The organism is Kitasatospora sp. NPDC089509 (assembly GCF_044749365.1).
GTDB lineage: Bacteria > Actinomycetota > Actinomycetes > Streptomycetales > Streptomycetaceae > Kitasatospora.
Window position 1 is genome coordinate 17,615 of record NZ_JBIVHS010000046.1, and the last position, 25,612, is coordinate 43,226.

The window sequence follows — 25,612 nt, forward strand, 5'->3', positions numbered from 1 at the left end:
CCCAAGAGCCCGGGGCACCGCCGCATTCCGTCCGGCCCGCCGCTACTTCTTGAGCTTCCAGACCGGGGCCGCCGCGATCGTCTGCATCTGGTCGTCGGTCAGCACCGGGGCCTTGCGGGTCGGCGGGGTCTTCTGGGTGCCGCTGTTGAACGAGCTGATCACCACCCGCAGACCGTCCGGGTGCAGGGTGTCCACCGTCCACATGCCCGGGTTGCCGCCCTCCTTGCGGACCACCACCTTGGTGCCGTCCGGCAGCGTCCGGGCGTTGCCGAACAGGCCCCCCGTGCCGCCGTGGCTCCAGTCCTGCACGTTCAGCTGCACCAGGGACTTGCCCTTGCCGTCGTCCAGCACGAAGTTGGCGTAGCCGGAGCCGTCGCCGGCGGTCTCCGTCTCGGTCAGCCCGCTCGGCAGCAGCGTGGCGGTGATCTCCAGGATCTCCTTGGCGCTGTACTCCTTGCCGGTGTCCGGCAGCTTGACCGGCTTCGGCTCCGGGATCGCGGCGATGACCGGGTCCCAGGACTTGTCGGTGACGATCGCCTTGAGCTGCTCCGGCGACAGCGGCGGGTTCGGACGGCTGTCCGGCGCATCCTTCTCGGCCGGGGAGTTCCACTCGGACAGCTCGATCTGCCGGCCGTCCTGGCCGATCAGCTTGGCGTTCCACCACTTGGTGGAGACGTGCTTGTCCGGGTACTCGTAGCCCTGGAAGACGGTCAGCGAACCGCCGCCCGGCAGGCTGGTGGCGGTGCAGGCGTCGTACGGGACCAGCTTCTTGTCCGGGCAGGAGTTCTGCGCCCGGTTGGGGTCGTCCGGCGCCAGGCGGGTGAGCGAGATGCCCATCGCGGCCTGACCCTGGCCGTCGTCGAAGAGCAGGCTGGCGCCCGCGTGAACGCTCCAGCCCTTCTTGTCGGGCTCGGTGCCGGTGCCCTTGCCATCGGTGACCTGGCCCTTGGGCAGCAGCGCCTGGAAGGCGGCCAGCACCTCGGGGCCGGTGACCACCTTGGCGGCGGGCGTGCCGGCCGAGGCCGGGGTCAGGCTCGCACCGGCCGTGCCGGACGCCGTGCCCGTGGAGGCGGCGGCGACCGTGGCCGTACCGGTCGGCGAGCCGCCGCCGGTCAGGTACACCGCCCCGGTGCCCACCAGGGCCAGCGCGGCGGCGCCGCCCACCACCGCGGCGGTCGACCGGCGGCGCCAGCGGCGGCGGCCGCGCTGGTACCCGCCCGCGACCAGCCCGGCCTGGTCGGCCTGCTCGGGGTGGAAACCCTCACCGGTACGGGTGATGGCGTAGAGAAGATCGTCTTCGAACTTGTCCGACTCGGACATGGCTGATCACCGTCTCCTTGCGTCGTGGATGTGGCGGGAATGGCGGGATTGGCGGAATGGCGGAGGTGTTCGGCGGAGCGTTTCGGCGAAGCGTTTCGGCACGCCGTTTCAGCGGGCCCCGAGTTCGGCCAGCGTGTCGCCGAACTGGTCGCGCAGCCGGGCCAGCGCCCGGGTGGTCCTGGTCCGGACCGCACCGGAGGAGAGCCGCAGCACCTCGGCCGTCTCCTCGACGCTGCGGTCCTCCCAGTAGCGCAGCACCAGCACCGCGCGGTCCTTGGCGGGCATCCGCCCGAGCGCGTCCAGCAGGGTCAGCCGCAGACTGCTGTCCGCGTCCTGCCCCTCCGGCTCCGGCAGGGCCTCGGTCGGGCGCTCGCCGCTGGAGCGGCGGCGCTGCTGGGCGATGAAGGTGCGCACCATCACGGTGTGGGTGTAGGCCGCCGGGTTGTCGATCCGGTGCCGGCCGCCCGTGTAGGCGCTGCGCCGCCAGAGCACGTACATCCGGCTGAGGGCCTCCTGCACGAGGTCCTCGGCGTAGTGGGTGTCGCCGCTGGTGAGCAGACAGGCCGAGCGGTAGAGGTGCCCGGTCCGGCTGGAGACGAGTTCCAGGAACTCGGTGTCCTTGGCCTCGCGGCCGCCGCCGATCCACCCCATCGCCTTCGCTCCCCCGCGTTCGTGTGCCCCCTGACACTTGATGGATGCGGTGAACGGGCGCCGGTGTTACAGACGTTCCGCGGATTTCCCGGGCGGCCGGCGGCCGGACGGTCGGCGGACGGTCAGTCGGCGGATCCGCGGCGCCGGTCGCGCAGCACGACGCCGCCGCCGATCAGCAGCGCGACCAGCAGCGCCCCGACGCCGACCACATAGGTGGCGGTGCGGCCGTCGCGGTCGGCCTGGGTCTCGCCGAGCCCGACCGGCCGGGGCACGATCGGCGCGGCCGCGAGCTGCACCGGCGCGTCCGGGGCGGCGGCGGACGGCGGGTTCTCGGGCGCCTTGGTGACGGCCTTGACCGGGTCCACCACGCCCCAGCCGACGAACCGGTTCGGGCCGGGCTCGGTGCGCTGGGCGCTCTGCTCGATCCACGCCCGCACCTGGGCCGGCGTCCACTTGGGGTGGGCGCCGATCAGCAGCGCGGCCAGCCCGGAGACGTACGGGGCGGCGAAGCTGGTGCCGTTGTCCACGCACTGGCCGCCGCCGGGGACGGTGGAGAGCATGTCGACGCCCGGCGCGGCGACCTTCACGAAGGAGCCGTACTCGGAGAACGGGGCCCGCTCGTTGTTGCGGTCGGAGGCTCCGACGGAGAGCACGGTCGGGAAGGCCCCCGGGTAGGTGTCGCCCTCCTTGCCGTCGTTGCCGCTGGAGGCGACCACCACGATGCCGTTGTCCTCGGCGTCCTGGATCGCGGCCTTGAGCTCCTGGTAGCCGCCGAAGTGGGCGTCGCCCGCGCCGCGCACGTCCTGGGAGATGTTGACGACCCTGATCGGCGCCTTGTTCGGGTCCTTGTTGTTCTTGACGACGTCGACGATGGCCGCGGTGAGGCTGGAGACGTCGCCGTTGCCCTCGCTGTCGTTCTGCCGGATCGCGTAGATCCGGGCGTCGGGGGCCAGCCCGACGAAGCCGGTCCGGTCGCTGCGGCTCGCGGCGATGATCCCGGCCACCTTGGTGCCGTGGCCGACGGTGTCCGTCTTGGAGTTGCCGTCGACGAACTTGTTGTTCTGCTTGTCGTACAGCAGGTTCGGTCCGATGTCGACCTTGCCCGCCAGCTGCTGGTTGGCGTCGTCCACCCCGGTGTCGATGACGGCGACGGTCACGCCCCGGCCGGTGGTCGACCCGCCCTGCCACAGCTCGTCCAGGAGTATCCGCTGGAGCGACCACGGCACGGTCGGCACGTCCGGCGCGGGCTTGGGGCAGTCACCGGCGGCGGCGAGCCCCGGCCCGCCGTCCGCGTACGCCGGGGCGGCGAGCGGGCCGCCCAGCACCGTGAGCGCGGCCAGTGCCGCGGCCGTCCTGCGGAACCCGCGTCCGGACACCCTGCCACCCCTCATGTTCGCCACCCCGTGCCGCGCCGCGCGCCGAAGGGCGGGTGCCCGGAATCCGGGTACCCGCCCCTGTCGTTCCCGTCCGGGAACGGTCGATCAGCCCTGCCAGAGACCGGCGTTCTTCTTCTCGGTCGCGTGGTAGCTCTGCGCGGCGCTCTCCAGCGAGCTGGAGATCGTGGCGCAGGTGTCCTTCAGGTTCTGCGCGGCGGTGTCCCACTTGGTCTGCTGGGTGTTGTAGCCCTGCTGGGCCTGGCCCTGCCAGCCCTGGGAGATCTTGGTGACCTCCTTGCGCAGGTCGGACAGCATGTGGTCGATCTTGTTGGCCGAGGTCTGGACGTCCTGCGACGCCTGGTGGAGGGTCTGGAAGTTGACGAGGATGTGGTCGGTCACAATGTCTCCCTGGACGAGGATGCGGAGCACCCGGCGCTCAGCCGCGGGCACCCCGTCGAGCGGACGGTCGGAACGGCGTGGTGATCGGCTCGTCGACGATCGGCTCGTCGACGGTCAGCGCTGCGGTGGTCAGCCCTGCGGGCCGAACAGCGCCTTCTGCTCCTCTTCGGCGCTCGCGTAGTGCTTGGTGGTCAGCTCGATGGCGTGCTTGATCGCGGTCAGCGCTTCGTGCAGCGCCTTGACGTCGTCGTTGACATTGCGCTGGAGGGTCTTGTAGGCATCCGCCGCCTGGCCCTTCCAGCCGCTGGTGATGTTCTCGACCGTGGTCTGGAGCGCCTTGCGCTCCGTCTCGATCTGGCCGAGCGCCGTCTCGATCTTCCCGGCGAAGTCCATCATCTCCTGCGCGGTCACCGTGAACTGGCCGTCACTCATGCGCACCATCCCCCATGAGACAAACATTGTGTGTACGGAGGAACCTGGGCCCCGCCGTCGCATCACCCGTGTGATGTCCAGGAGCACTGTAGTCGGCACACGCAACTCACCCAACATCGAACGCTGAGTAGTTACCAGACCATGACACGGTGGCCAAGTCCGTTGCCGGGCCCGGCCGATCAGGCGTTCTGCGGCTGCGCGGCGCTCTTCGCCGTCAGTGGCGGACCGGCCGGGACCAGGTTCGACCACTCCTTGGGCACCGGCAGCGGCTGGACGTTCTGGTAGCCCAATCGCGCCTGGTTGCCGCCGGGTTGGTCGTCCGGGTTCTGGGTCGGCTGGTCCCCCGGCGCCGGGGCCGCCGTCTTCGGGGCGCTCGGGCTCGCCGACGGGGTGGGGCCGTGGCCGCCGTCGCCGTTGGCGGGGACGGAGTAGCGCAGGCCGGTCTCGGTGATCAGGAAGTCGGTGCCGGAGGCGGCCGCCGCAGCGCCGTTGGCGTTCGCGTTGGCATTCGCGTTGGCGTTGGCGTTGGCGTTCGGGTTGGCGTTGGTGCCGCCCTGGTTGCCGCCGGCCGCGTTGTCCATCGCCCGGTAGAACAGGCCGTGGCCGGGCGTCACGTACGCCGCGCCCGCGCCGTTGTTGTACGCCGCCGGGTAGGACGTCCCGGCCCAGACGCTGCGCTTGGCCGTGCGGCCGTCCTCCGTCATCCCGTCGAAGGTGCTGCACACGACCAGCCGGGCGTCCTGGGGCGCCTTCCAGTTGTTCACCGGCGCACCGGTCCGCAGCGGCCAGTCGTCCGAGGTCCTCGGCAGCTTGACGTCGGTGTTGAACCTGGACTGGTCGTCCGGGGTCATCTCGTCGCTGCGCGGCCGCTTGTCCTGGTCGTACTTGTAGAGCACCTGGTAGGCCGGGTTCTGCCGGATCAGCTCCGCCTGGAACGGGGTGACCAGGAACAGCCTGTCCTTGCCCACCACGTAGTCGCGGTCCTGGTAGTGCACCAGCCGGCCGATCCGGCGGTCCGCCGGGTTGCCGAGGTTCACCCCGGAGTTGGGGTTCGGGGCGTCGGCCATGTCCGGGACCTGCGGGAAGGTGATCGGACTCGCCGCGACCAGGGTGTCCAGCCACTCCCGCTTGACCCGCTGCGGCACCGCGTTGGGCCCGAAGACCGCGGTGACCAGCGCCTTGCGCTCGGTGGCGTCGGACTGCGGCGAGCCGATCTCGTGCTTGCGGCCCTGCGCGTCGACCAGGTACACCGGCGCCGCGGCCGGCTGGCCCGCCCCCGAGGAGGTCGAGACCTGCTGGTCGTCCGCCTGCTGCACCAGCATCAGCTGGTCCGGTCCGAGCATCCGGTCCTTGGCGGACAGCGCCGCCGCGTCCGCGCCGGCCGCCACGAACACCGCCTGGTTGACGGTCTCCTGCTTGTCGTCCGAGCCCGGGCGGTCGCACACCGCCCACTTCATCGGCCGGCTCGCGTTGTCCTTGCCCGGCAACTTGTCCGGGGCGTAAGGGATCCCGATGGTCGGGCCGTGGTTGGGGTAGCGGTCCAGCACCCCGTCGTCCACCACCACGACCTTGGCGTCCACCGGCAGCACCAGCCGCGCCGAGGACATGTTGAGCACCTGGTGCAGCCGCTTGGTCCGGCCGTCCGGGTCGGTCAGCACCACGTACCGGGTGGTCGACTGCTTGCCCTGGATGATGTTCTTGCCGTTGTCCCACTGCACCGGCGCGGCGGGCTTGAACACCCCCCACAGCCCGAACCCGGCCACCACCACCGCCCCGACCAGCACGCTCGGCAGCACCGCCTTCACCGGTCGCGGCGCGTCCTCGTCGCTGCCGCCGCCGGAGGGCGACAGGAACGCCCCCACCGTGCGCTTGCGCGCGAAGGTGTACGCGTTCAGCTCGTCCCGGCGCGATGCCATCCTCGTCGTCCCCCTCTGTCAGACGTGTCCCGGCCGCGGCCGGCCTCCCGTCGGACCGGCCGGCCCCGCGGTCCGCACCCGCCGGGCGGGACCCGGCTCGAACCCTCTACGATGCGGCAGCAGACGGTGAGTACGGTACGGGTACGGTCCGCGAACCAGCCAGCCGGGCCGCGCCAACGGATCAGAGAGGGCCATCGGGGGATGCCAAGCCAGACCGCTCCAGAACGCCGCGGCGCCGAGGGCGGCCCCGGGCCGGGCCGGCCCGGACGGGCCCGGCGCGGCGGCCCGCCCGACCGGACGGCGGCCGGCCACCCGTCGGCGACCGGCGCCGGCGGCCCGGTCCAGGTGCGCGTCAACCCCCGACCCGGGCTGCTCGGCGGCCGGTTGAAGCTCCAGCAGATCGTCCTGGTCGAGGTCGCGGCCGCCCTGGTCGCGGTCGGCTGGACGATCAGCCGCCCGGTCGCGGTCGGCTTCGGCGCGGTCGCGCTGGTCCTGCTGGTGCTGGCCGTCGTCCCGGTGCGCGGCCGCACCGTCCCGGAACTGCTGAGCGTGCGCGCCGCCCTCAAGTCCCGCCTGCGGCAGGCGAAGTCGCTGCTGCCGCCGCCCGGCACCGACCCGGCCCTGGCGCCCGCGCTGGAACTCGAACCGGGACTGCGCACCTGCACCCACGCCACCGAGGCCGACCTCGGCGGCCGCCCGGTCCGCCGGGAGACCGGCATGGTCGGCGACGGCACCTTCCTCACCTCGGTGCTGCTCGTCCAGGCCAAGGACCAGCCGCTGCGCCCGGTGCGCACCGCGCTGCCGCTGCCGCTGGACGTGATCTGCTCGGCGCTCACCGTGGACGACATCACCCTGGAGTCGGTGCAGCTGGTCCAGCACACCCAGCCCGCCCCGGCCCAGCACCTGCCCGAACAGTCGCTGGCCGCCCGCGCCTACCGCGAACTGCCCGACGGCACCTCCACCCCCGGGCTGCGGCTCACCTGGATCGCCCTCAAGCTCGACCCGGAGCGCGCGGCCACCGCCGTCCGGGCCCGCGGCGGCGGCGAGGAGGGCGCCCGCAAGGCGCTCCAGCGGGTGACCGACCAGCTGGCCGGGCGGCTGAACAGCGCCGGGTTCAACGCGACCGTGCTGGACGAGCGCGAACTGATCGCCGCCCTGTCCATCGCCACCTGCGCCAACCCGATCGCGGTGGCCGGGCGCCAGGGCACCGGCAGCGGCGGCGGCACCACCCGCCGCACCCAGGAGGGCACCCGCTTCTGGCGGATCGACGACCGCTGGCACAGCACCTACTGGATCTCCCGCTGGCCGCAGCTGTCCCGCCCCGGCGGCCCGGCCGGCCGGATCGGCGCCCCGGACCTGGTCAACCTGATCACCGGCACCCCCGCGCTGGCCAGCACCTTCAGCCTCACCGCCGGGCGCGGCACCGGCGGCTCGGTGACCGTCAGCGGACACCTGCGGGTGACCGGGCGCAACGAGAGCGAGGTCGGCCAGGTCGGCCGCCAGGTGGAGGCGCGGGCGCAGAGCGCCGGGCTCGGCCTGGTCCGGCTCGACCTCGAACAGGCCCCCGGCGTGCTCGCCACCCTGCCACTGGGAGGAACGTCCTGATGGCGTACCGGACCTACCCCACCGCCGGCCCCACGCCCGGCCCCGAGCGCCGCCGACCGCGGCCGCGGATCCTGCCCGGCTTCGGGCTGCGCGGGCCGCGCCGGGAGAAGCACGTGCTGGAGGCCGCCGACCTCGGGGCGCTGGCCTTCCCGGTCGGCGACGACGGCGTGGTCATCGGCGTCGACCCGCAGGGGTCACCCGCGGTGCTGGGACTGTTCCGTCCCAGCGCGTACGACCTGGTACTGGTCGGCGGCGTCTGGACGGCACAGGTCATCGCGCTGCGGGCGGCCGCGATCGGCGCCCGGGTCGCGGTGGAGACCGCCCGCGCGCAGCTCTGGGGCCCGATGGCGCAGGCCGCCGGCGGCGGACAGCCGTGCGTGACGGTCCACCAGGTCGGACGGCTCGGCCCGCAGGGCGCCTCGGTGGCCTCGCCGGTACTGGTGGTGCGCGACCTCGGCGCCCGTCCGCCGCGCAGCCGGCTCTCCGCCGCTCCCTGGCAGACCACCCTGACGCTGCTCCCGTACCTCGGCCCGAACGCCTCCCGGGTGCTCAACGCGGCCGACCTGGTCGGGGTGCAGCGGATCATGCCCCAGGAGGCCGAGTTGGTCGGCCGGGTGCTGTCGCTGCCGCCGGAGGACGTGGCCGCGCTGCCCGCGCTCGGCGACGACCTCACCCTGTGGGCCACCCGGATGCGGCGTCAGTACGTCCGGGCGGTGGCCGGACAGGCCGAACAGCAGGTGCTCGGCGGCCCGCGCCGAATGGACTGAGGGGCGTTCCCCGGCCGGTCGATCCCGGTCCGGAACCGCAGCCGCCTTCAACCGGAGCAGCCGAACGGCCTAGTCTTTGTTGCGGCAACGGCACCGCTGAACAAGCGGCGGCGAACACGAGGGAGCCCTAGTGAGCAGCGATCGGGACGGCGTCTACGTCGGCGACAACGCGGCGGAGGACGACGACGACTGGTCCGACGCGCCCGACTACACTCCCCCGTCCTGGTACGTCCAGTCGGGCCCGGCGACGCCGGCGGCCGAGCCCGCCGCCGACCCGGCCGCCCCGCCGACTCCGTCGGTTCCCGCCCCGGCCGCGGGCCCCGCGCCGGTGGCCGAGCCCGGTCCGGCGGCCGTGGCCGCACCCGTGCCGCCGGGGCCGCCCGTGCAGGCCGAGGCGCAGCACGTCCCGTTCCCGGTGGCGGCTCCGCCGGCCCCGCCGGTGCTGCCGGAGCAGCCGCAGGCCCCGCAGGCCCCCGTGTCCGCCGCCTGGCCGCCGGCCGCGGCGGCCCCGGCCCAGCCGAGCGCGCCGCTGTCGTACCCGGCGGCTCCGCAGGCACCCCAGGCACCGCAGGCATCCCAGCCGCCGCTGCCGCAGCCCGCACCGCCGCTGCCCGCGCCGCCGGTGGCGCCGCAGGACTTCGCGCAGCCGCCGGTCCCGCCGATGCCCGTCCAGCCGATGCCCGTTCAGGACGCGGCCGTCCCGCAGCCCCCGGCGGTTCCGCAGGCACCCCCGGCCCCGCAGCCGCCGCAGCTGCCGCAGGACCCGCAGGCCGGTTGGGACCCGCAGGCCGCCTGGGCCGCCCAGCAGGCGGCCGCCGGACAGCCGCAGCCGCCGCTGCCGCAGCCCGCGCCGCCGGTCCAGGCCCAGCCCGTCCAACCGCAGCCCGTCCAGCCGCAGCCCGCCCCGGTGGACCCGCGGCAGGGCGGTTGGCCGCAGCCCGGCGCCTACCCGCCGCCGGCCGCCGGTCAGCCCCAGCCCGGTTACGCCGGTCACCCTGGTTACCCCGGCCAGCCGCAGCAGCCCGGCCCCGCGCAGCCCTGGCCGCCGCAGGGCGCCGCCACGCCGCCGCCCGCCGCGTTCCAGCAGGCCGCCGCCCCGCAGCAGACCGCCCACGGCGCGCCGCTCGGCTACACCGCCGCCGTCGAGCTGTCCTCGGACCGGCTGCTGCGCAGCCAGCCCAAGCAGCAGCGCCAGCAGCCGCGGTTCCAGTTCGGCGGCAAGGCCGCGGCGGCCGAGAAGGCCCGCAAGCTGGAGATCATCCGCACCCCGGTGCTGAGCTGCTACCGGATCGCCGTGATCAGCCTCAAGGGCGGCGTCGGCAAGACCACGACCACCACCGCGCTCGGCGCGACCCTGGCCAGCGAGCGCCAGGACAAGGTGATCGCGATCGACGCCAACCCGGACGCCGGCACCCTGGGCCGCCGGGTCAAGCGCCAGACCGGCGCGACCATCCGCGACCTGGTGACGGCGATCCCGCACCTGCGCAGCTACATGGACATCCGTCAGTTCACCTCGCAGGACCTGAACTCGGGCCTGGAGATCCTGGCGAACGACGTCGACCCGGCCGTCTCGACCACCTTCAACGACTCGGACTACCGCCAGGTCATCGACGTGCTGGGCCGCCAGTACCCGATCGTCCTGACCGACTCCGGCACCGGTCTGCTGTACAGCGCGATGCGCGGGGTACTGGACCTCGCCGACCAGCTGATCATCGTCTCCACCCCGAGCGTGGACGGCGCCTCCAGCGCCTCGACCACCCTGGACTGGCTCTCCGCGCACGGCTACGCCGACCTGGTGCAGCGCAGCATCACGGTGGTCTCCGGGGTGCGCGAGACCAGCAAGATGATCAAGGTCGAGGACATCGTCGCGCACTTCCAGACCCGCTGCCGCGGCGTCGTCGTGGTGCCCTTCGACGAGAGCCTGGCGGCCGGCGCCGAGGTCAACCTCGACATGATGCGGCCCAAGGTCCGGGAGGCGTACTTCGAGCTGGCCACCCTGGTCGGCGAGGACATCGCCCGGGCCCAGCAGGCGGCCGCCCAGCAGTCCGGCTGGCAGCAGCAGGCCCAGGCGGCCCACCAGCAGCAGCCCGGCCAGCCGCAGCCGTACCCCGTCGACCCGCAGCAGGGCTACCCCGGCCAGGCCGCCCAGCCCGCCCCCGGGGCGCCGTGGGCACCGCAGCCCCAGCCCGGCCAGGCCCCGCCGCCCCCGCCCGGGTACGGCTACCCGCAGCAGCCCGCCCCCGGCGCGCCCTGGCCGCAGCAGCCGCCCGCCCCCCAGCCGGGCCCCGGCTACGGCTACCCGCCGCCGCAGGCGCAGCCGCCCCAGCAGTGACGACGAAGGGCCCGCCGACTCCGAGGAGTCGGCGGGCCCTTCCACGTGCGCGGGGTCAGACCCCGGTCAGCTCCCGGGCCCGCTTGACGTCGTCGGCCATCCGGTCCAGCAGCGCCTCGATGGAGTCGAACTTCTCCATCCCGCGCAGGTAGGCCAGGAAGTCGACGGCCACGTGCAGCCCGTACAGGTCGAGGCCGACCCGGTCGATGGCGTAGGCCTCGACGGTGCGGGCGGTGCCGTCGAAGGTCGGGTTGGTGCCGACCGAGATCGCGGCCGGCATCCGCTCGCCCTGGGCGGTGAGCCAGCCCGCGTACACCCCGTCGGCCGGGACCGCGCTGTGCGGCACGGTCTCCACGTTGGCCGTCGGGTAGCCCAGCTCGCGGCCGCGCTGGGCGCCGCGCACCACCACGCCCTCGACCCGGTGCGGACGGCCGAGCACCTCGTTGGCGCCGGCCATGTCCCCGGTCTCGACCAGGCGGCGGGTCAGGCTGGAGGAGAACGGCTCGCCGTCCCCGGCGGTGCCGGACACCTGGAGGTCCACCACCTCGACCTGGAAGTCGTCCGCCCGGCCCAGCTCGGCGAGCAGCGCGACGTTCCCGGCGGCCTTGTGCCCGAAGCGGAAGTTGGGGCCCTCGATGACCACCCGGGCGCGCAGCGCGTCCACCAGCACCTGCTGGACGAAGGTCTCCGGGGACTCCTTGGAGAACTCGGTGGTGAACGGCAGCACCAGCACCGCGTCCACGCCGAGTTCGGCGATCAGCTCGGCCCGGCGCGGGTGCGGCGCGAGCAGCGGCGGGTGGCTGCCCGGGCGGATCACCTCGCGCGGGTGCGGGTCGAAGGTCACCACGACCGAGGGGAGGCCGAGTTCGCGGGCCCGCTCGACCGCCCGACCGATGATCAGCTGATGCCCGCGGTGCACCCCGTCGAACGAGCCGATGGTGACGACGCTGCGTCCCCAGTCACCGGGGATCTCCTCCAGGCCACGCCAGCGCTGCACCCGACTGCTCCTTGTTCCGTACGGTGCGTACCCTCGTACGCTCAAACGCTCACAACCGAACCCCTATAGCGTGCCATGCGCCCGCCCCGGCTCCGGCACCGGAATGGGGGTTGGGCGCAGCGGTGCCCGAGGAGCCGACGCGGGTACGGTCCGTTCGGCCTCGGCGGCGGCGTACTGCGGGTCCCGGCCGGCCGCCACCAGGGCCCGCAGCCGGGCCAGCCGGGGGCCGTCCGGGGCGGTCGGCGCGGCATCCCGCGGCCAGCGGGCGAGCAGCCGGGCGAAGGCCGCCGAGCGCCCGGCGCAGCGCACCAGCAGCTCGTCGGCGCCGGTCAGCCCCGGGGTCGCCCGGGCCAGTACGGCGCGGGCCCGGGCGGGGTTCTCGGCCGCGCAGTGCTCGGCGAGGCGCTCCACGGCGACGGTCAGCACCGCCCGGTCGGTCTCGGTGGCGAGCAGGGTGTCCAGCAGCTCGCAGCGCAGCGCGTCCGCGGCCGGGTCCGTCACCGGCACGGACAGCACCTCGGCGAACGGCCGGCGCACGGCCGCCGCCCGGGCCGCCAGCGCGCCGCCGAGCAGCACCCGCAGTTCCAGCCGGGCGGCCGGACCGTCGATCGCGGCCTGCCGCAGCCGTCGGCCGAGGTAGTCGACGGCGACCGGCCCGGCCAGCTCCGGGTGCCGGCGCAGCAGCCGGGCGGCCAGTTCGGCGCTGCGCCGGGCGGCCACCGGGGCCCGGGCGTCGGCGAGCACCCGCAGGGTCTCGGCGGGGGCCGCGCCGGGGCGGGCGAGCCGGTCGGCGAGTGCGGCCAGCACGGGTTCCGGGTCGCTCTCCAGGGCCGGGGCGAGCGCGCTCGGGGTGAGGAAGGCGTCGCCGCCCGCGCGGTGCCGGGCGAGTGCGGCGTCCAGGTGCCCGGCCCGGGTCACCGGGTCGGCGACCAGCAGGGCCAGCGCGGCGCCGTGCAGGCCCGGTTCGTCCTCGCGGGCGAGCAGGGTCAGCGCGCCGAAGCGCAGCAGTTCGGCCCCGGCCCCGCCCGCGTACGGGGCGGTGCGCAGCGCGTGCACGGCGGCCGCGACGTGCCGCTCGGGCCGCCGGTCGTGGCTCCAGCGGTCCACCGCGCGGCAGAGCGTGGACGGTTCCTCGGCGGCGAGCACGGTGAGCAGGGCGTCCGCCCTCGGGTGGGCGGCGTCGGCCAGCGCGTCGGCCAACTCGTCGAGGGCCAGCCACCGGTGGGCGTACAGCAGGTCGTGGGCGAGCTCGGCGACCCTGGAGCCCTGATCGTCGAACCAGGTGCAGAGCAGCGGGAACACCGCGACCGGGTCGGCGCGCAGCCGTTCGGCCACCGCGCCGAGGAACCGCCGCCCGGGGCCGTCGGCGACCACCAGCCGTCGCAGCAGGGCGAGTTCGGCCTCGACCGGCAGACCGAGGCCGGTCCAGAACTCCGGACCGAAGCGGTTCAGTCCGTCGAGCGTCTCCCAACTCCCGTCGGTGGCCGCCCGTTCGGCCATCCGACGGGCCAACTGGTCGAGCAGCTCCCGGTGTTCGACCCGGTCGGGGCTGGCGGCGAGCCCGGCGGCGAGCAACCGGGCCGCCCACCAGGCGGGTTCGCTGCCCGGCGGGCGCAGGTCCAGCGCGCGCCAGATCCGGTGCAGCCACGGGTCCAGGGCGGGCGCGCCCCAGGTCTCGCCGATCCGGCGCAGCGCGGCGGCGACCGGGCCGATCCGGTGCCGGGGGACGGCCGGGCCGGCTCCCTCCGGTCCGGGCGGGGTGTCCTCGGCCTCGCCCAGCAGCATCCGTAGCGCCGCATCCAGGTCCAGGTGCCGGCCCTGCAACCAGTCGGCGAACTCCCCGTGGGCGAAGCGGAAACCGGGCCCGGCGGGAACGAACAGCCCCTCGGCGAGCACCGCCGTGGCCCAGCCGCCGTCGACCGGGAACAGTTCCTCGAAGGCCTCCCGCCCCAGCGCCCCCGGCTCCGCGCCGAGCATCCGCCGGGCCGCCTCGTGCACCCGCCCGGCCACCGCCGCCGCGAGCCGGCGCACCCGGCGCTGGCGCGGTCCGGTGGGCCGGGCGGTGCCGCGGCGGTGGGCGCCCGGGCGGCGCGGCCGGCCGTCCTCGGCCAGCCGCTGGGCCACCCGCAGGCAGCACAGGTCCAGGTGGGCGCCGAACAGCTCGCCGCGCCGGGCCGGCCCGTCGTGCAGGCCCTGCGCCCACAGCTCCGCGGCCAGTCGGACGGCGAGCGGGTGCCGGGCGTCCTCGGCGGCGGCCGGTCGGCCCGGTGGCAGCCCGTAGCGGCGGCGGACCCGCTCGGCCGCCTCCGCGGGCAGCGGGCCCAGCCGGTGCCCGGCCAGGGTCGGCGCGCCGGGGCCGCCGCCGTCCATCCGGACGGTCGGGGCGCTGGCCAGGTCGCCGTCCGGTCCGGGTTCGGCCGAACAGGTGAGGTCGGGACCGCCGCGCCCCCAGGGCTCGGCCGCCAGCCGTTCCCAGACCTCCTCGCCGCAGGCCGTCAGCAGCCGGGCCCCGCAGCCGGTCAGCCACTGCCCGGCGCCGCGCAGCCAGCGCGGGTCCGGCTCGGCCGGGGCCTCCTCCGGGCCGTCCAGCACCACCAGCAGCGGGCGTCCTGCCGCCGCGCACAGCGCCGCGAGGGGCTCCGGCGGGGGTGCGGGGACGCCGAGCCCGGCCGCGGCGGCGGCCAGCGCCCGTTCCACGGGTTCGGCCAGCGAGCGGTCCTCGGCGCGCAGGTCGGCGCCGCGCAGCCAGAGCGTGGGCCGCGGCCGGTCGCCGCCGGAGCGGCGGACGGCCAGCGCGGCCAGTTCGGTGGAGCGACCGCTGCCGGGCGCGCCGACCAGGGCGGTGACGGTCGCCTCCGGCTCGTCCCCGGCCAGGCCGTCCGGCCGGTCCACCCGGTCGGCGGCCAGCCCGGACACCCGGTCCGGTCCGGCCCCGGCGGCGGCCAGCTGGGCGGCGGCCAGCCGCAGCACCCCGGCCAGGTTCAGCGCCGGACCGTACCCGGGCACCGCCGCCGCGTTGCGCGCCAGCAGCCCGGCCAGCGCCTGCGCGACCACCGCCCCGCCACCGGCCGGCACGGCCGCCAGCGCCCCACCGGGCCCGGAACCGCCGTACTGCGAGCCGCGCAGGGCGGGCGCGGCCAGCGCCACCACGGCACCGCTGCGGGCGTCCAGCACCGGCGAGCCGGCCGGCACCGCGACCCCGGCCACCAGCGGCACGTCCAGCACCAGCACCCCGGCCAGCCGGTGCCCGCCGTACGCCGCACCGCCGACGCCCAGCAGCCCGCAGCGCAGCACCACCGCCCGATCGTCCTCGCCGGTGAGCGCGGGCAGCAGCACCTCGTGCCCGGCGCCGACCGCGGCCACCGGCAGCGGCGGCACCGGCAGCCCGCCGAGCGCCTCGGTGCGCAGCAGGGCGAGCCCGTGCTCGGGCAGCGGCAGCACGGCGTCCGGGCCGAGCACCAGGGTCCGGCCGCCGGGGGTGTGCAGCACCACCCGGTCCAGGCCGGCCACGGCCTCGTGCGCGGTGAGCACGCCGCCCTGCCGGTCGGCCGCGAACCCTAAGCCGTGCAGCCGCCCGTTGAGGTCGCGGATCCGCAGCAGGTACCGCCCCGGATCGCCCTCCGCAAACCCCGGCATGGAAGCCCCTTCGCCCGTCGTCCGGGCCCGTCGCCCGCTCGCCGCGGGGAGCCTGCCCCCGGTCGGGTCGCCCCGACCGCCCCCGCGCCGTTCACCACGGTCGTTCACCTCGCGCGCTCCCCCGTGGGGGTGAATGCGTCCGCACAGGGGAAACCCCCGCCGGGAGGACTCCCGACGGGGGTTTCGACGCGACCGGTTCTGCCGGCCCCAGAGATTCAGTGGCCCCGGGGCTCAGCCGACGAACACCGCGACCGGCTTCGCCTGCCCGCCCTTCTCCTCGACCAGCGCGAGGAACCGCCCGTCCGGCCCGAACACCGCGATCGGCCCGTCCACGCCCAGCCCGGGCGCCTTCAGCCGGGCCCCGTGCGACAGCTTCTCCGCCGAGTCCTCGTCCAGGTCCCAGCGCGGGAAGGCGGCCGCCGCGGCCGCCGCGATCGGCAGCACCTCCAGCGGCGCGCCGGACTCGCCGGTGACGGCGGCCTCCAGCTCCTCCAGGGTGCGCGCCGACTCCACCCCGTACGGCCCGACCTTGGTGCGCCGCAGCGCCGTCAGGTGCCCGCCGACGCCCAGCCCGGCGCCCAGGTCGCGGGCCAGCGCCCGGATGTAGGTGCCGGAGGAGCACTCGACGGTCACGTCCAGGTCGATCACCGGGGTGCCGTCCTCGGCGACCGCCGCGCGCTGCCCGTGCACGGTGAAGGAGTGGATCGTGGTGGGCCGGGCCGCGATTTCGAAGTCCTCGCCCTCGCGCACCCGGGCGTAGGACCGCTTGCCGTCGATCTTGATCGCGCTGACCTTGGACGGCACCTGCATGATCTCGCCGGTGAGCGCCGCGATCCCGGCGTCGATCGCCTCCCGGGTGACCGCGTCCGCCGGGGCGGAGGCGGTGACCTCGCCCTCCCGGTCGTCGGTGACGGTGGTCTGGCCGAGCCGGATGGTCGCCTCGTACGTCTTGGCGGTCAGCATCAGGTGGCCGAGCAGCCGGGTGGCCCGCTCGATGCCGATCACCAGCACGCCGGTGGCCATCGGGTCCAGCGTGCCGGCGTGCCCGACCTTGCGGGTCCCGGCCAGCCACCGCAGTTTGGCGACGACCCCGTGCGAGGTGATGCCCTCGGGCTTGTCCACGATCACCAGGCCGTCCGGGCCGGTGCCTTTGCGCTTCATCGAGTTCTTCGGGTCTTTCTCTAGGACGTGCGGACGTGCTCCAGGACACCGTACGAGAGGTGCGGGCCGGTCAGCGGACGGGTCGGCCTCAGCGGACGGGCCGCAGCGCGCCCCGGAACCGCTCGACCACCACGGCGACGTCCTCCCGGGCGCTGAACCCGGCCGCGAAGACGTGCCCGCCGCCGCCCAGTTCGGCGCAGGCGGCGGCCACGTCCACCGCCCCCTTGGAGCGGGAGGAGCCGCGCAGGGTGCCGTCCGGGTCCTGCTTGAGCACCAGCGCCACCTCGGCCTCGGCCGGGCGGCGCAGGATGTCGATCAGCCCCTCGATCTCCTCGACCGTGACGCTGAACAGCGCCAGGTCCTGGTACGGCACCCAGGTCCACACCAGGCCCAGCCCGTCGGCCGCCGCCGGCTCGTAGACGGCCCGGTCCAGCGCGGCCGCGAGCACCTTGAGGTAGCCGAAGGAGGAGGTGTCCCACAGCTGCCGGGAGATCAGGTCGTGCCGGATGCCGGTGGCCAGCAGCCGCCCGGCGAGTTCGTGGGTCGCGGGCGTGGTCGCCCGGTACTTGAAGGAGCCGGTGTCGGTGGCGACCCCGGTGTAGAGGCAGGTGGCCAGCGACTGGTCGAGTTCGACGCCGAGCCGGCGCAGCAGCTCGTCCACCAGGACGGCGGTGGCCGGCGCGGTCGGGTCGATCAGCTGGTGGGTGCCGAAGCCCGGGTTGGAGGCGTGGTGGTCGAACACCACCAGGACGGGCGCGGCGAAGGCCTTGTCGTGCAGCAGCCCCAGCCGGCTCTGCGCGGCGACGTCGAAGCAGAGCACCAGCTCGGGCACGTCCGGCACCTCGGCGGCCGGCACGATCAGCTCCTGACCGGGCAGGAAGGCCAGCGACTCGGGCACGATCTGCGGGTCGTCGCCGAACGAGACCCGGACCTGCTTGCCGAGCGCGCGCAGGGCCAGGGCCGCCGCCAGCGAGGAGCCCAGCGCGTCGCCGTCCGGGCAGATGTGGCAGATCAGGTCGATCGAGCGGGCCCGCCCGATCTCCGCCACCACCTGCTGCCAGATCAGCTCGAAGCCGCTCTCCTCGGTGCGCGGGCCGGGGAGCGCCGCGAGGGCACCCTCCACCGTGCTGGTGGAGGACGCCCCCGTGGTCGATCCGGCTCGCGAGGCGGCCTGCGCCGGCTCACCCGCCATGACTACTCGTCCTCGTCGTCACGCTCGGACGCCGGCACCCGGTACGGGTCCGCGTCGCCGGCGTAGGCCGCCCCCGCGGCGGTGGTGCGCACCGCCGCGTCGATGGCCTTGGCCCGGTCGAGCAGGTCGTCGATGTTCCGGGCGTTCTCCGGCAGCGCGTCCGCGACGAAGGTCAGGGTGGGGGTGAAGCGCACCCCGATCTTGCCGACCTCGGAGCGGATCACGCCCTTGGCGCTCTCCAGCGCCGCGGCGGTGGCCTCGCGGTCGGTCTCGTCACCGAAGACGGTGTAGAAGACGGTGGCCTCGCGCAGGTCGCCGGTCACCCGGGTGTCGGTGATGGTCACGAACCCCAGTCGCGGGTCCTTGATCCGGCGCTCCAGGGTCTGGGCGACGACCACCTGGATGCGGTCGGCGAGCTTGCGCGCCCTTGCGGTGTCGGTCACGTTGCCTCCTCGTGCAGTGGGCCCGGTACCGGGGCGAGTTGCGCACCCGTCGGGGCCCATGCCCCAAAGTACCGGCCCGCGCCCGGCCTTGCGGGCGCTCTCGGTCCTGATCTGTGTGAGAACGGCGACTTCCGCCGGCCGGCTCCACAGCTCTCATTCATCGTCGTCGTTGTGGTAGCGCCTCCTCGCGGAGAGGAGTTGCACCTCGGGGCGGCCGGCGACCAACCGCTCACAGCTGTCCAGGACCTCGGTGACGTACCCGGCTTCGCCGGAGACCACCGCGAGGCCGATCTCGGCCCGGCGGTGCAGGTCCTGGTTCCCGGTCTCGGCAGCGCACACGCTGTACTTGCGCTGCAGTTCGGCCACGATGGGCCGCACGATCGAACGCTTCTCCTTGAGCGAGTGGACGTCGCCCAGCAGCAGGTCGAAGGTGAGTGTTCCCACGAACATGTAGTGACAGGTCAAGCCGACCTGGGAGGCCTCGGGGAGCAGCCCTGAACCGGGCTGACACCCCGGACCCTACACAGCGAGACCGGGGCCGGTCGACGGAAATACCACCCGTCGACCGGCCCCGGCTGACACCGACTAGGCGCGCGGCTTCTCGCGCATCTCGTAGGTCTCGATGATGTCCTCGACCTTGATGTCGTTGAACGACCCCAGGGTGACACCGGCCTCGAAGCCCTCGCGGACCTCGGTCGCGTCGTCCTTGAAGCGGCGCAGGCCCTCGATGGTGAGGCCCTCCGCCACGACCTTGCCGTCGCGCAGCAGACGGGCCTTGGTGTTGCGGCGGATGATGCCGTCGCGGACCAGGACACCGGCGATGTTGCCGAACTTGGAGGAGCGGAAGACCTCGCGGATCTCCGCGGCGCCGAGGCGCACCTCCTCGTACTCCGGCTTGAGCTTGCCCTTGAGGGCGTTCTCGATCTCCTCGATCGCCTGGTAGATGACCGAGTAGTACCGGACGTCCACGCCTTCCTTGTCGGCCGCGGTGCGCGCACGGCCTTCGGCGCGCACGTTGAAGCCGATGATGATGGCGTCCGAGCCCATCGCCAGGTCCACGTCGGACTCGGTGATGGCACCCACACCGCGGTGCAGGACCCGGAGCTCGACCTCCTCGCCCACGTCCAGCTTGACGAGGGCGTCCTCAAGGGCCTCCACCGAACCGGAGACGTCACCCTTGATGATGAGGTTGAGCTGCTCGATGGAGCCGGCGGCGATGGCCTTGTCCAGGTCCTCCAGGGACACCCGGACCCGACGCTGCGCGAAGGCGGCGTTGCGGTCGCGGGCCGAGCGCTTCTCGGCGATCTGACGGGCGGTGCGGTCCTCGTCGACGACGATGAAGCTGTCGCCGGCGCGGGGCACCGAGGTCAGACCGAGCAGCAGCACCGGACGGGACGGGCCGGCCTCGGCGAGGTTGTTGCCGTTCTCGTCGAGCATCGCGCGGACGCGGCCGTAGGCGTCGCCCACGACGATCGAGTCACCGACGCGGAGGGTACCGCGCTGGACCAGGACGGTCGCCATGGCGCCGCGGCCCTTGTCCAGGTGGGCTTCGATCGCAATACCCTGCGCGTCCTGCTCGGGGTTGGCCCGCAGGTCGAGCGAGGCGTCCGCGGTCAGGACCACGGCCTCCAGCAGCTGGTCGATGTTCAGACCCTGGCGCGCGGAGATGTCGACGAACATGGTGTCGCCGCCGTACTCCTCGGCCACCAGGCCGAACTCGGTCAGCTGGCCGCGGACCTTGGTCGGGTCGGCGCCCTCGACGTCGATCTTGTTGACGGCGACCACGATCGGCACACCGGCGGCCTTGGCGTGGTTCAGCGCCTCGACCGTCTGCGGCATGACACCGTCGTTGGCCGCGACCACCAGGATCGCGATGTCGGTGGACTTGGCACCACGGGCACGCATGGCGGAGAACGCCTCGTGACCCGGGGTGTCGAGGAAGGTGATCGGGCGCTCTTCGCCGTTCACCATCGTCGCCACCTGGTAGGCACCGATGTGCTGGGTGATGCCACCGGCCTCGCCGGCCACCACGTTGGACTTGCGGATGGCGTCCAGCAGGCGGGTCTTACCGTGGTCGACGTGACCCATGACGGTGACGACCGGCGGGCGCGGGGCCAGCTGGTCCTCGTCGCCCTCGTCGGCACCGAAGTCGATGTCGAACGACTCCAGCAGCTCGCGGTCCTCGTCGTCCCGGCTGACGATCTCCAGCTGGAAGCCCATCTCGCCGGCCAGCAGCTCAAGGGTCGCGTCGGAGACCGACTGGGTCGCGGTGACCATCTCACCGAGGTTGAACATGACGGAGACGAGCGCGGCCGGGTTGGCGTTGATCTTCTCCGCGAAGTCCATCAGCGAGGCGCCGCTCGACAGGCGAACGGTCTGGCCGTTGCCGCGAGGGAGCATCACACCGCCGACGGACGGGGCCTGCATGGCCTCGTACTCCTGGCGCTTCGCCCGCTTCGACTTGCGACCGCGCGCCGGGCGACCGCCCGGGCCACGACCGAAGGCGCCCTGCGTGCCACCACGGGCACCCGGGCCGCCGGGACGACCGCCGAAGCCACCGGGACGCGGGCCGCCGAAGCCGCCGCCACCACCGGGAGCACCGCCACCCGGACGCGGGCCGCCGAAGCCGCCGCCACCGGCCGGACGCGAGCCCGGACCGGCCGGACGACCCTGGAAGCCGGGACGGGCACCGCCGGCGCCGCCCGGACCACCCGGACGACCGCCGGGGCCACCCGGGCCACGGCCGCCGGGGCCCGGACGCGGACCGGCCGGACGCTGCGGCATCATGCCCGGGTTCGGACGAGGCATGCCGGACGGGGACGGGGCGCCACCGGGGCGCGGGCCGGCCGGACGCGGCATGCCGTCGGGGCGCGGAGCACCACCGGGACGCGGGGCGCCACGGTCGGCACCCGGAGCACCGGCGGGACGCGGACGGTCGCCACCGGGACGCGGGGCGCCACGGTCGGCACCCGGAGCACCGGCCGGACGCGGACGGTCGCCACCGGGACGCGGGGCGCCACGGTCAGCACCGGGGGCACCGGCGGGACGCGGACGGTCGCCACCGGGACGCGGACGGTCGCCGCCCTGCGCGCCCGGAGCACCCGGACGGGCACCCGGCGCGCCCGGACGGCGGTCGCCGGGGCGGGCCATGCCGGTCGCGCTGCCGGAGGTGAAGGGGTTGTTGCCCGGACGCGGGCCGGCCGGACGCGGGCCCGGACGGGCACCACCGGAGGCCTGGGCCGCCGGACGCGGGGCCTGGGCGGCCGGACGCGCGGCCTCGCCACCGGCCGGAGCCGGCGAGGAGAACTCGGCCGCGGGAGCGGCCGGGGCCGCCGGAGCGGCGGGACGCGCGGCCGGGCGCGGGCCCGGGGTCGGCGCACCGGCCGGACGCGGGGCGGCCGGCGCGGGGGCGGCCGGAGCGGCCGGAGCCGCGGCAGCCGCAGGGGTCGGACGGGGACCAGGGGTCGCGGCGGGGCGCGGACCCGGGGTCGGGGCACCCGGCTTGGGTGCACCCGCGGCACCTGCCGCGGGCTGGGGCGCCGCGGGCTTCCGCGGGCCAGGCTTGGCAGCGCCACCACCGGTGGGGGCCACGCCAAGCGCGTCAGTCAGCTTGCGCACGACCGGCGCCTCGATCGTCGAGGACGCCGAACGGACGAACTCACCGAGCTCGGTGAGCTTGGCCATGACGGCCTTGCTCTCCAAGCCAAGCTCCTTGGCGAGTTCATAAACCCGGACCTTAGCCACTTCACTCCTGTCTATGAGTCCGGGGGTCTCGTCCGCCGGACTGTCGCTACTTCATGGGCGTACCCATCGCGTACTCATCGCGTACTCATCGAGTGCTCATCGCAATCTCGACCTACTTCCACATCGCGAGGTACCTGACTGGTGGCACGGCGCGCGGCTGCCCGCGCACTGGGCTTGTTGCGGTGGTTCTCCGCCGCGGTGAGCGGCGGCCGTCGCGTGGGGGCGGCCCGCCTAGGAGGCTCCGCCCGCCCGCTCCTCGATGAACCCGCGGAGCCGCTCCGTGTCGAGCGTCCCCTGGAGCCGGAAGGCCCGGGGAAACGCCCGACGGCGGACCGCGAGGTCGAGGCAGGCCGGATCGAGGTGCAGGTGAGCGCCTCGGCCCGGCAGTGCGCCCCGGGGATCGGGGACGCAGACGCCCTCGACCGCCGTGACACGCAACAGCTGGTGCTTGGCCGCTCGCTTGCGGCAGCCCACGCAGGTGCGTTCCGGGCGTGCTCGGACATGCGTCCGGCCAGACGAAGGCAAGTCTACCCCTCCGAAGGGACATGGCGCCGCCCCATAGATCCCGGAGGACCGACGGAGGGCGCCGGGAACAACGCTGACTACTGGGCCGCGGCTTCCTCGGGCTGACCCTCGGTGTCCGGCCGGATGTCGATCCGCCACCCGGTGAGGCGCGCGGCCAGGCGGGCGTTCTGCCCCTCCTTGCCGATCGCCAGCGACAGCTGGTAGTCCGGCACGATCACCCGGGCGGAACGCTGGGCGAGGTCCACGATCTCCACGCTGGTCACCCGCGCGGGGGACAGCGCGGCGGCGACCATCTCCCGCGGGTCCTCGGACCAGTCGACGATGTCGATCTTCTCGCCGTGCAGCTCGCCCATCACGGCGCGGACCCGGGAGCCCATCGGACCGATGCAGGCGCCCTTGGCGTTCAGCCCGGCCCGGCGCGACCAGACCGCGATCTTGGTGCGGTGGCCGGCCTCACGGGCGATCGCGGCGATCTCGACGCTGCCGTCGGCGATCTCCGGGACCTCCAGCGCGAACAGCTTCTTCACCAGGCTGGGGTGGGTGCGCGAGAGCGTCACCGACGGCCCGCGGACACCGCGGCGCACCGCCACCACGTAGCACTTCAGCCGGGTGCCGTGCCGGTAGTCCTCGCCCGGGACCTGCTCCTGCGGCGGCAGGATGGCCTCCAGCTTGCCGATGTCGACCAGCACGCTCTTCGGGTCGTTGCCCTGCTGGACGACACCGGTGACGATGTCGCCCTCCTTGCCCGCGTACTCACCGAAGGTCTGGTCGTCGGCGGCGTCGCGCAGGCGCTGCATCATCACCTGGATGCCGATGCTGGACGCGATCCGGCCGAAGCCGTTCGGGGTGTCGTCGAACTCCTTCGGCTCGACGCCCTCGTCCAGCTCCGCCGGGTCCTCCACGGCCCACACGGTGACGTGGCCGCTCTTGCGGTCCAGCTGCACCCGGGCGCGGCGGCGCGAGCCCTCGGTGCGGTGGTACGCGGTGAGGAGGGCTGACTCGATGGACTCGACCAGCAGGTCGAAGGGGATGTTCTTCTCGTTGACCAGCGTGCGCAGGGCACTCATGTCGATGTCCACGGCTACGCCTCCTCGTCTTTCGTCACGTTCATCATGGTCGTACGGCGGCCGGCTCACTCGGCGCCGTCGTCCCCCTCGTCGAAGTCGGCGGCCTCGTCCAGGAGGTTCTCGTCTTCCTTGCGGTTGAACTCGACCTGGACCCGCGCCCGAGCCACCTCGACGTACTCCAGACGGCGCTCCTTGGGGCGGCCGCGCCCCTTCACCGGCTGCACCTCGACCAGCGCGCCGGCCTCGTCGGCCTCCAGCACCCGGGCGACCAGCTCCCCGCCGTCGACCAGGTGGATCTGGGCCAGCCGACCCTCCGCGCGCTGCCAGTGCCGGGGCAGCACCAGCGGGCGCTCCGCACCCGGAGAACCGACCTCCAGCAGGTAGGGCTCGTCGCCCATCACGTCCGAGGCGTCCAGGGCCTCGCCGACCACCCGGCTGAACTCGGCGATGGCGTCCATGTCCACACCGCCGTCGGTGTCGACGTCGATCTGCACCTGCCGACGGTTGCCCGCCTTGGTGACCTTGACGTCCTCCAGGTCCAGTCCGGCCTGGACGGCCAGCGGCTCCAGCAACGCGCGCAGCCGGTCGGTGTGGGTGGTGCTCATCCGGGTGGACTCCTCGGCCGCGTCTGCTGTTGTCAGAGGTCGCCCCGCGCCCCCTCCGCGCGCCCCACGGGCGCACACCGGGTCACGGCAGCTCGGCCCAAAGCCTAGCCGGTGAAGGCGCGAACCACCGATTCCGGACCTGCCACGACCAGTCGGACACCACCCACTGCGAGCAAGCTCACACCGCCCCACCCCTCGCACGCGACCCTCGAACACCACTCGCAAACATGGGGATTCTGCGAAGATTCACGCCAACGAGGCAGGCGGGGAGGCCGTCCTCCCGTACCAGCCCCCGGAGTGAACCCGATGCAGCCGCCCAGCCGACGCACCTTCCTGGCCCTCGGACTGCTCACCCTCACCACCGCCTGCACCGGCCACGACCCCACCAGCACCGCGACGCCCGGTGGCCCCGACCCGGACCTCCCCGTCCGCCTGCGCGCCGTCGCCGCCACCGACACCCTGCTGACGGCCTACGACGCCCTGCTCGCCGCCCCCGGAGCGCAGACCGCCCTGCTGCAACCCCTGCGCGCCGAGACCGCCCAGCACCGCGCCGCCCTCTCCGACGGCATCCCCGCCGCCTCCACCGGCGCGACCCCCGGCACGGCATCCCCCACCGGCACACCGACCCAGGCGACCCTGGCCGCCCTGGAACGCCAGACCGCCCAGTCCCGCCTGGCCGACCTCGGCGCCGCCGGCCCGCCCCTGGCCCGCCTGCTCGCCTCGGTCGCCGCCGCCAACGCCCTGCACGCCGCCGCCCTCGGCGCCCCCGCCGACCAGCCCACCCCGGCCCCCACCGCCACGCCCACCCCCGCCGCCACCCCCGGTGCCGCCGCCCCCGCCCTCCAGAAGGCCCTGAGCGCCGAACACGCCGCCGTCTACGGCTACGGCGTCGTCGGCGCCCACCTCCCCGAGGACCAACAGCGCACCGACGCCCGCGCCGCCTACGCCGCCCACCAGTCCCAGCGCGACACCTGGCAACGCCTCCTCAGCACCCTCGGCGCCACCCCCACCCCCGCCGCCGGCGGCTACCAGCTCCCGTTCCCCGTCACCGACCCCGCCGGCGCCACCAAGCTCGCCGCCCACCTGGAGACCGGCCTCACCACCGTCTACGCCGACCTGGTCGCCGACCTCCCCGCCCCCCACCGCCCCACCGCAGCCACCGCCCTCCGCGACTGCACCCTCCGCGCCCACCGCTGGGGCGCCCCCGACACCCCCTTCCCCGGCATCCCCGACCCCCTCCCCACCCCCACCACCCCGAACTGACCCATCCCCACACCCCATCTCCTCCGGGCGCGCGGGCCCCAACCCGCACCCACCCACCCCCAGCAACCACCCACCCCCTCCCCTCCACCAGGCGAGAGGGACGCGCTGCGGGAGGGGGCGGTGGAGGGGGTGGGTGCGGAGAGGGGCGTGACGGGTGATTTTCAGACTGCCAACGGCGGCC

Annotated in this window: 20 protein-coding genes; 4 read left to right on the forward strand and 16 right to left on the reverse strand. The window is 74.6% G+C overall.

The genetic code is table 11. The annotated features are described in order from the left end of the window. Positions 1–42: 42 nt before the first annotated feature. From ACIP4P_RS44185 to ACIP4P_RS44210, 6 genes are all read right to left on the reverse strand, one after another. Positions 43–1,320, reverse strand: a complete 1,278-nt coding sequence (locus tag ACIP4P_RS44185; protein ID WP_400929907.1) for a hypothetical protein — start codon at positions 1,318–1,320, stop codon at positions 43–45. Between the two features lie 108 nt (positions 1,321–1,428). Then, the gene (locus ACIP4P_RS44190) at positions 1,429–1,971 is read right to left on the reverse strand and encodes a SigE family RNA polymerase sigma factor (RefSeq protein WP_400929910.1); all 543 of its coding nucleotides are present in this window, start codon (positions 1,969–1,971) and stop codon (positions 1,429–1,431) included. Between the two features lie 122 nt (positions 1,972–2,093). Next, the gene (locus ACIP4P_RS44195) at positions 2,094–3,347 is read right to left on the reverse strand and encodes a S8 family serine peptidase (RefSeq protein ID WP_400929913.1); all 1,254 of its coding nucleotides are present in this window, start codon (positions 3,345–3,347) and stop codon (positions 2,094–2,096) included. A 105-nt stretch (positions 3,348–3,452) separates the two neighbouring features. Further along, the gene (locus ACIP4P_RS44200) at positions 3,453–3,746 is read right to left on the reverse strand and encodes a WXG100 family type VII secretion target (RefSeq protein WP_400929916.1); all 294 of its coding nucleotides are present in this window, start codon (positions 3,744–3,746) and stop codon (positions 3,453–3,455) included. 129 nt (positions 3,747–3,875) lie between these two features. Further along, the gene (locus ACIP4P_RS44205) at positions 3,876–4,178 is read right to left on the reverse strand and encodes a WXG100 family type VII secretion target (RefSeq protein ID WP_400929918.1); all 303 of its coding nucleotides are present in this window, start codon (positions 4,176–4,178) and stop codon (positions 3,876–3,878) included. A 179-nt stretch (positions 4,179–4,357) separates the two neighbouring features. Further along, complete coding sequence (locus ACIP4P_RS44210; RefSeq protein ID WP_400929921.1) at positions 4,358–6,094, reverse strand: type VII secretion protein EccB; 1,737 nt, start codon at positions 6,092–6,094, stop codon at positions 4,358–4,360. A 201-nt stretch (positions 6,095–6,295) separates the two neighbouring features. Between ACIP4P_RS44210 and eccE the strand changes: the two genes are divergently transcribed. The 3 genes from eccE (at position 6,296) to ACIP4P_RS44225 (ending at position 10,798) form a co-directional block, all read left to right on the forward strand. Further along, positions 6,296–7,699, forward strand: a complete 1,404-nt coding sequence (gene eccE, locus ACIP4P_RS44215; protein ID WP_400929924.1) for a type VII secretion protein EccE — start codon at positions 6,296–6,298, stop codon at positions 7,697–7,699. Beyond that, complete coding sequence (locus ACIP4P_RS44220) at positions 7,699–8,466, forward strand: hypothetical protein (protein ID WP_400929927.1); 768 nt, start codon at positions 7,699–7,701, stop codon at positions 8,464–8,466. Before eccE ends, ACIP4P_RS44220 begins: the two co-directional genes overlap by 1 nt. A gap of 130 nt (positions 8,467–8,596) precedes the next feature. Further along, positions 8,597–10,798 carry a MinD/ParA family protein gene (locus ACIP4P_RS44225; protein WP_400929930.1) on the forward strand — a complete coding sequence of 734 codons (2,202 nt, stop codon included), beginning with the start codon at positions 8,597–8,599 and terminating at the stop codon, positions 10,796–10,798. Positions 10,799–10,853: 55 nt separating this feature from the next. On the opposite strand, the gene ACIP4P_RS44230 is transcribed toward ACIP4P_RS44225, so the two are convergent. From ACIP4P_RS44230 to rimP, 10 genes are all read right to left on the reverse strand, one after another. Then, positions 10,854–11,795, reverse strand: coding sequence for a bifunctional riboflavin kinase/FAD synthetase (locus ACIP4P_RS44230; protein WP_400929933.1), 942 nt, complete (start codon positions 11,793–11,795; stop codon positions 10,854–10,856). 63 nt (positions 11,796–11,858) lie between these two features. Then, positions 11,859–15,431, reverse strand: a complete 3,573-nt coding sequence (locus tag ACIP4P_RS44235; RefSeq protein WP_400929936.1) for a serine protease — start codon at positions 15,429–15,431, stop codon at positions 11,859–11,861. A gap of 231 nt (positions 15,432–15,662) precedes the next feature. Beyond that, a complete protein-coding gene (truB, locus tag ACIP4P_RS44240) occupies positions 15,663–16,592 on the reverse strand; it encodes a tRNA pseudouridine(55) synthase TruB (protein WP_400929939.1) in 930 nt (309 codons plus the stop codon). An 88-nt stretch (positions 16,593–16,680) separates the two neighbouring features. Then, positions 16,681–17,784: a bifunctional oligoribonuclease/PAP phosphatase NrnA gene (locus ACIP4P_RS44245; RefSeq protein ID WP_400929942.1), complete on the reverse strand. Its 1,104-nt coding sequence runs from the start codon at positions 17,782–17,784 to the stop codon at positions 16,681–16,683. A gap of 2 nt (positions 17,785–17,786) precedes the next feature. Next, positions 17,787–18,227, reverse strand: coding sequence for a 30S ribosome-binding factor RbfA (gene rbfA, locus ACIP4P_RS44250; protein WP_350517778.1), 441 nt, complete (start codon positions 18,225–18,227; stop codon positions 17,787–17,789). A 153-nt stretch (positions 18,228–18,380) separates the two neighbouring features. Next, positions 18,381–18,677: a DUF503 domain-containing protein gene (locus tag ACIP4P_RS44255; RefSeq protein ID WP_030289887.1), complete on the reverse strand. Its 297-nt coding sequence runs from the start codon at positions 18,675–18,677 to the stop codon at positions 18,381–18,383. Between the two features lie 135 nt (positions 18,678–18,812). Then, positions 18,813–21,971, reverse strand: coding sequence for a translation initiation factor IF-2 (gene infB / locus ACIP4P_RS44260; RefSeq protein ID WP_400929947.1), 3,159 nt, complete (start codon positions 21,969–21,971; stop codon positions 18,813–18,815). Between the two features lie 231 nt (positions 21,972–22,202). Then, entirely contained in the window at positions 22,203–22,496 is a 294-nt protein-coding gene (locus tag ACIP4P_RS44265) for a YlxR family protein (protein ID WP_188306572.1), read from the reverse strand. Between the two features lie 77 nt (positions 22,497–22,573). Then, positions 22,574–23,575 carry a transcription termination factor NusA gene (nusA, locus tag ACIP4P_RS44270; RefSeq protein ID WP_350518919.1) on the reverse strand — a complete coding sequence of 334 codons (1,002 nt, stop codon included), beginning with the start codon at positions 23,573–23,575 and terminating at the stop codon, positions 22,574–22,576. Positions 23,576–23,628: 53 nt separating this feature from the next. Next, complete coding sequence (gene rimP / locus ACIP4P_RS44275) at positions 23,629–24,168, reverse strand: ribosome maturation factor RimP (protein ID WP_400929952.1); 540 nt, start codon at positions 24,166–24,168, stop codon at positions 23,629–23,631. 306 nt (positions 24,169–24,474) lie between these two features. Here rimP and ACIP4P_RS44280 point away from each other — a divergent pair, with 306 nt between their 5' ends. Further along, the gene (locus ACIP4P_RS44280; RefSeq protein ID WP_400929955.1) at positions 24,475–25,431 is read left to right on the forward strand and encodes a ferritin-like domain-containing protein; all 957 of its coding nucleotides are present in this window, start codon (positions 24,475–24,477) and stop codon (positions 25,429–25,431) included. Positions 25,432–25,612 lie beyond the last annotated feature (181 nt).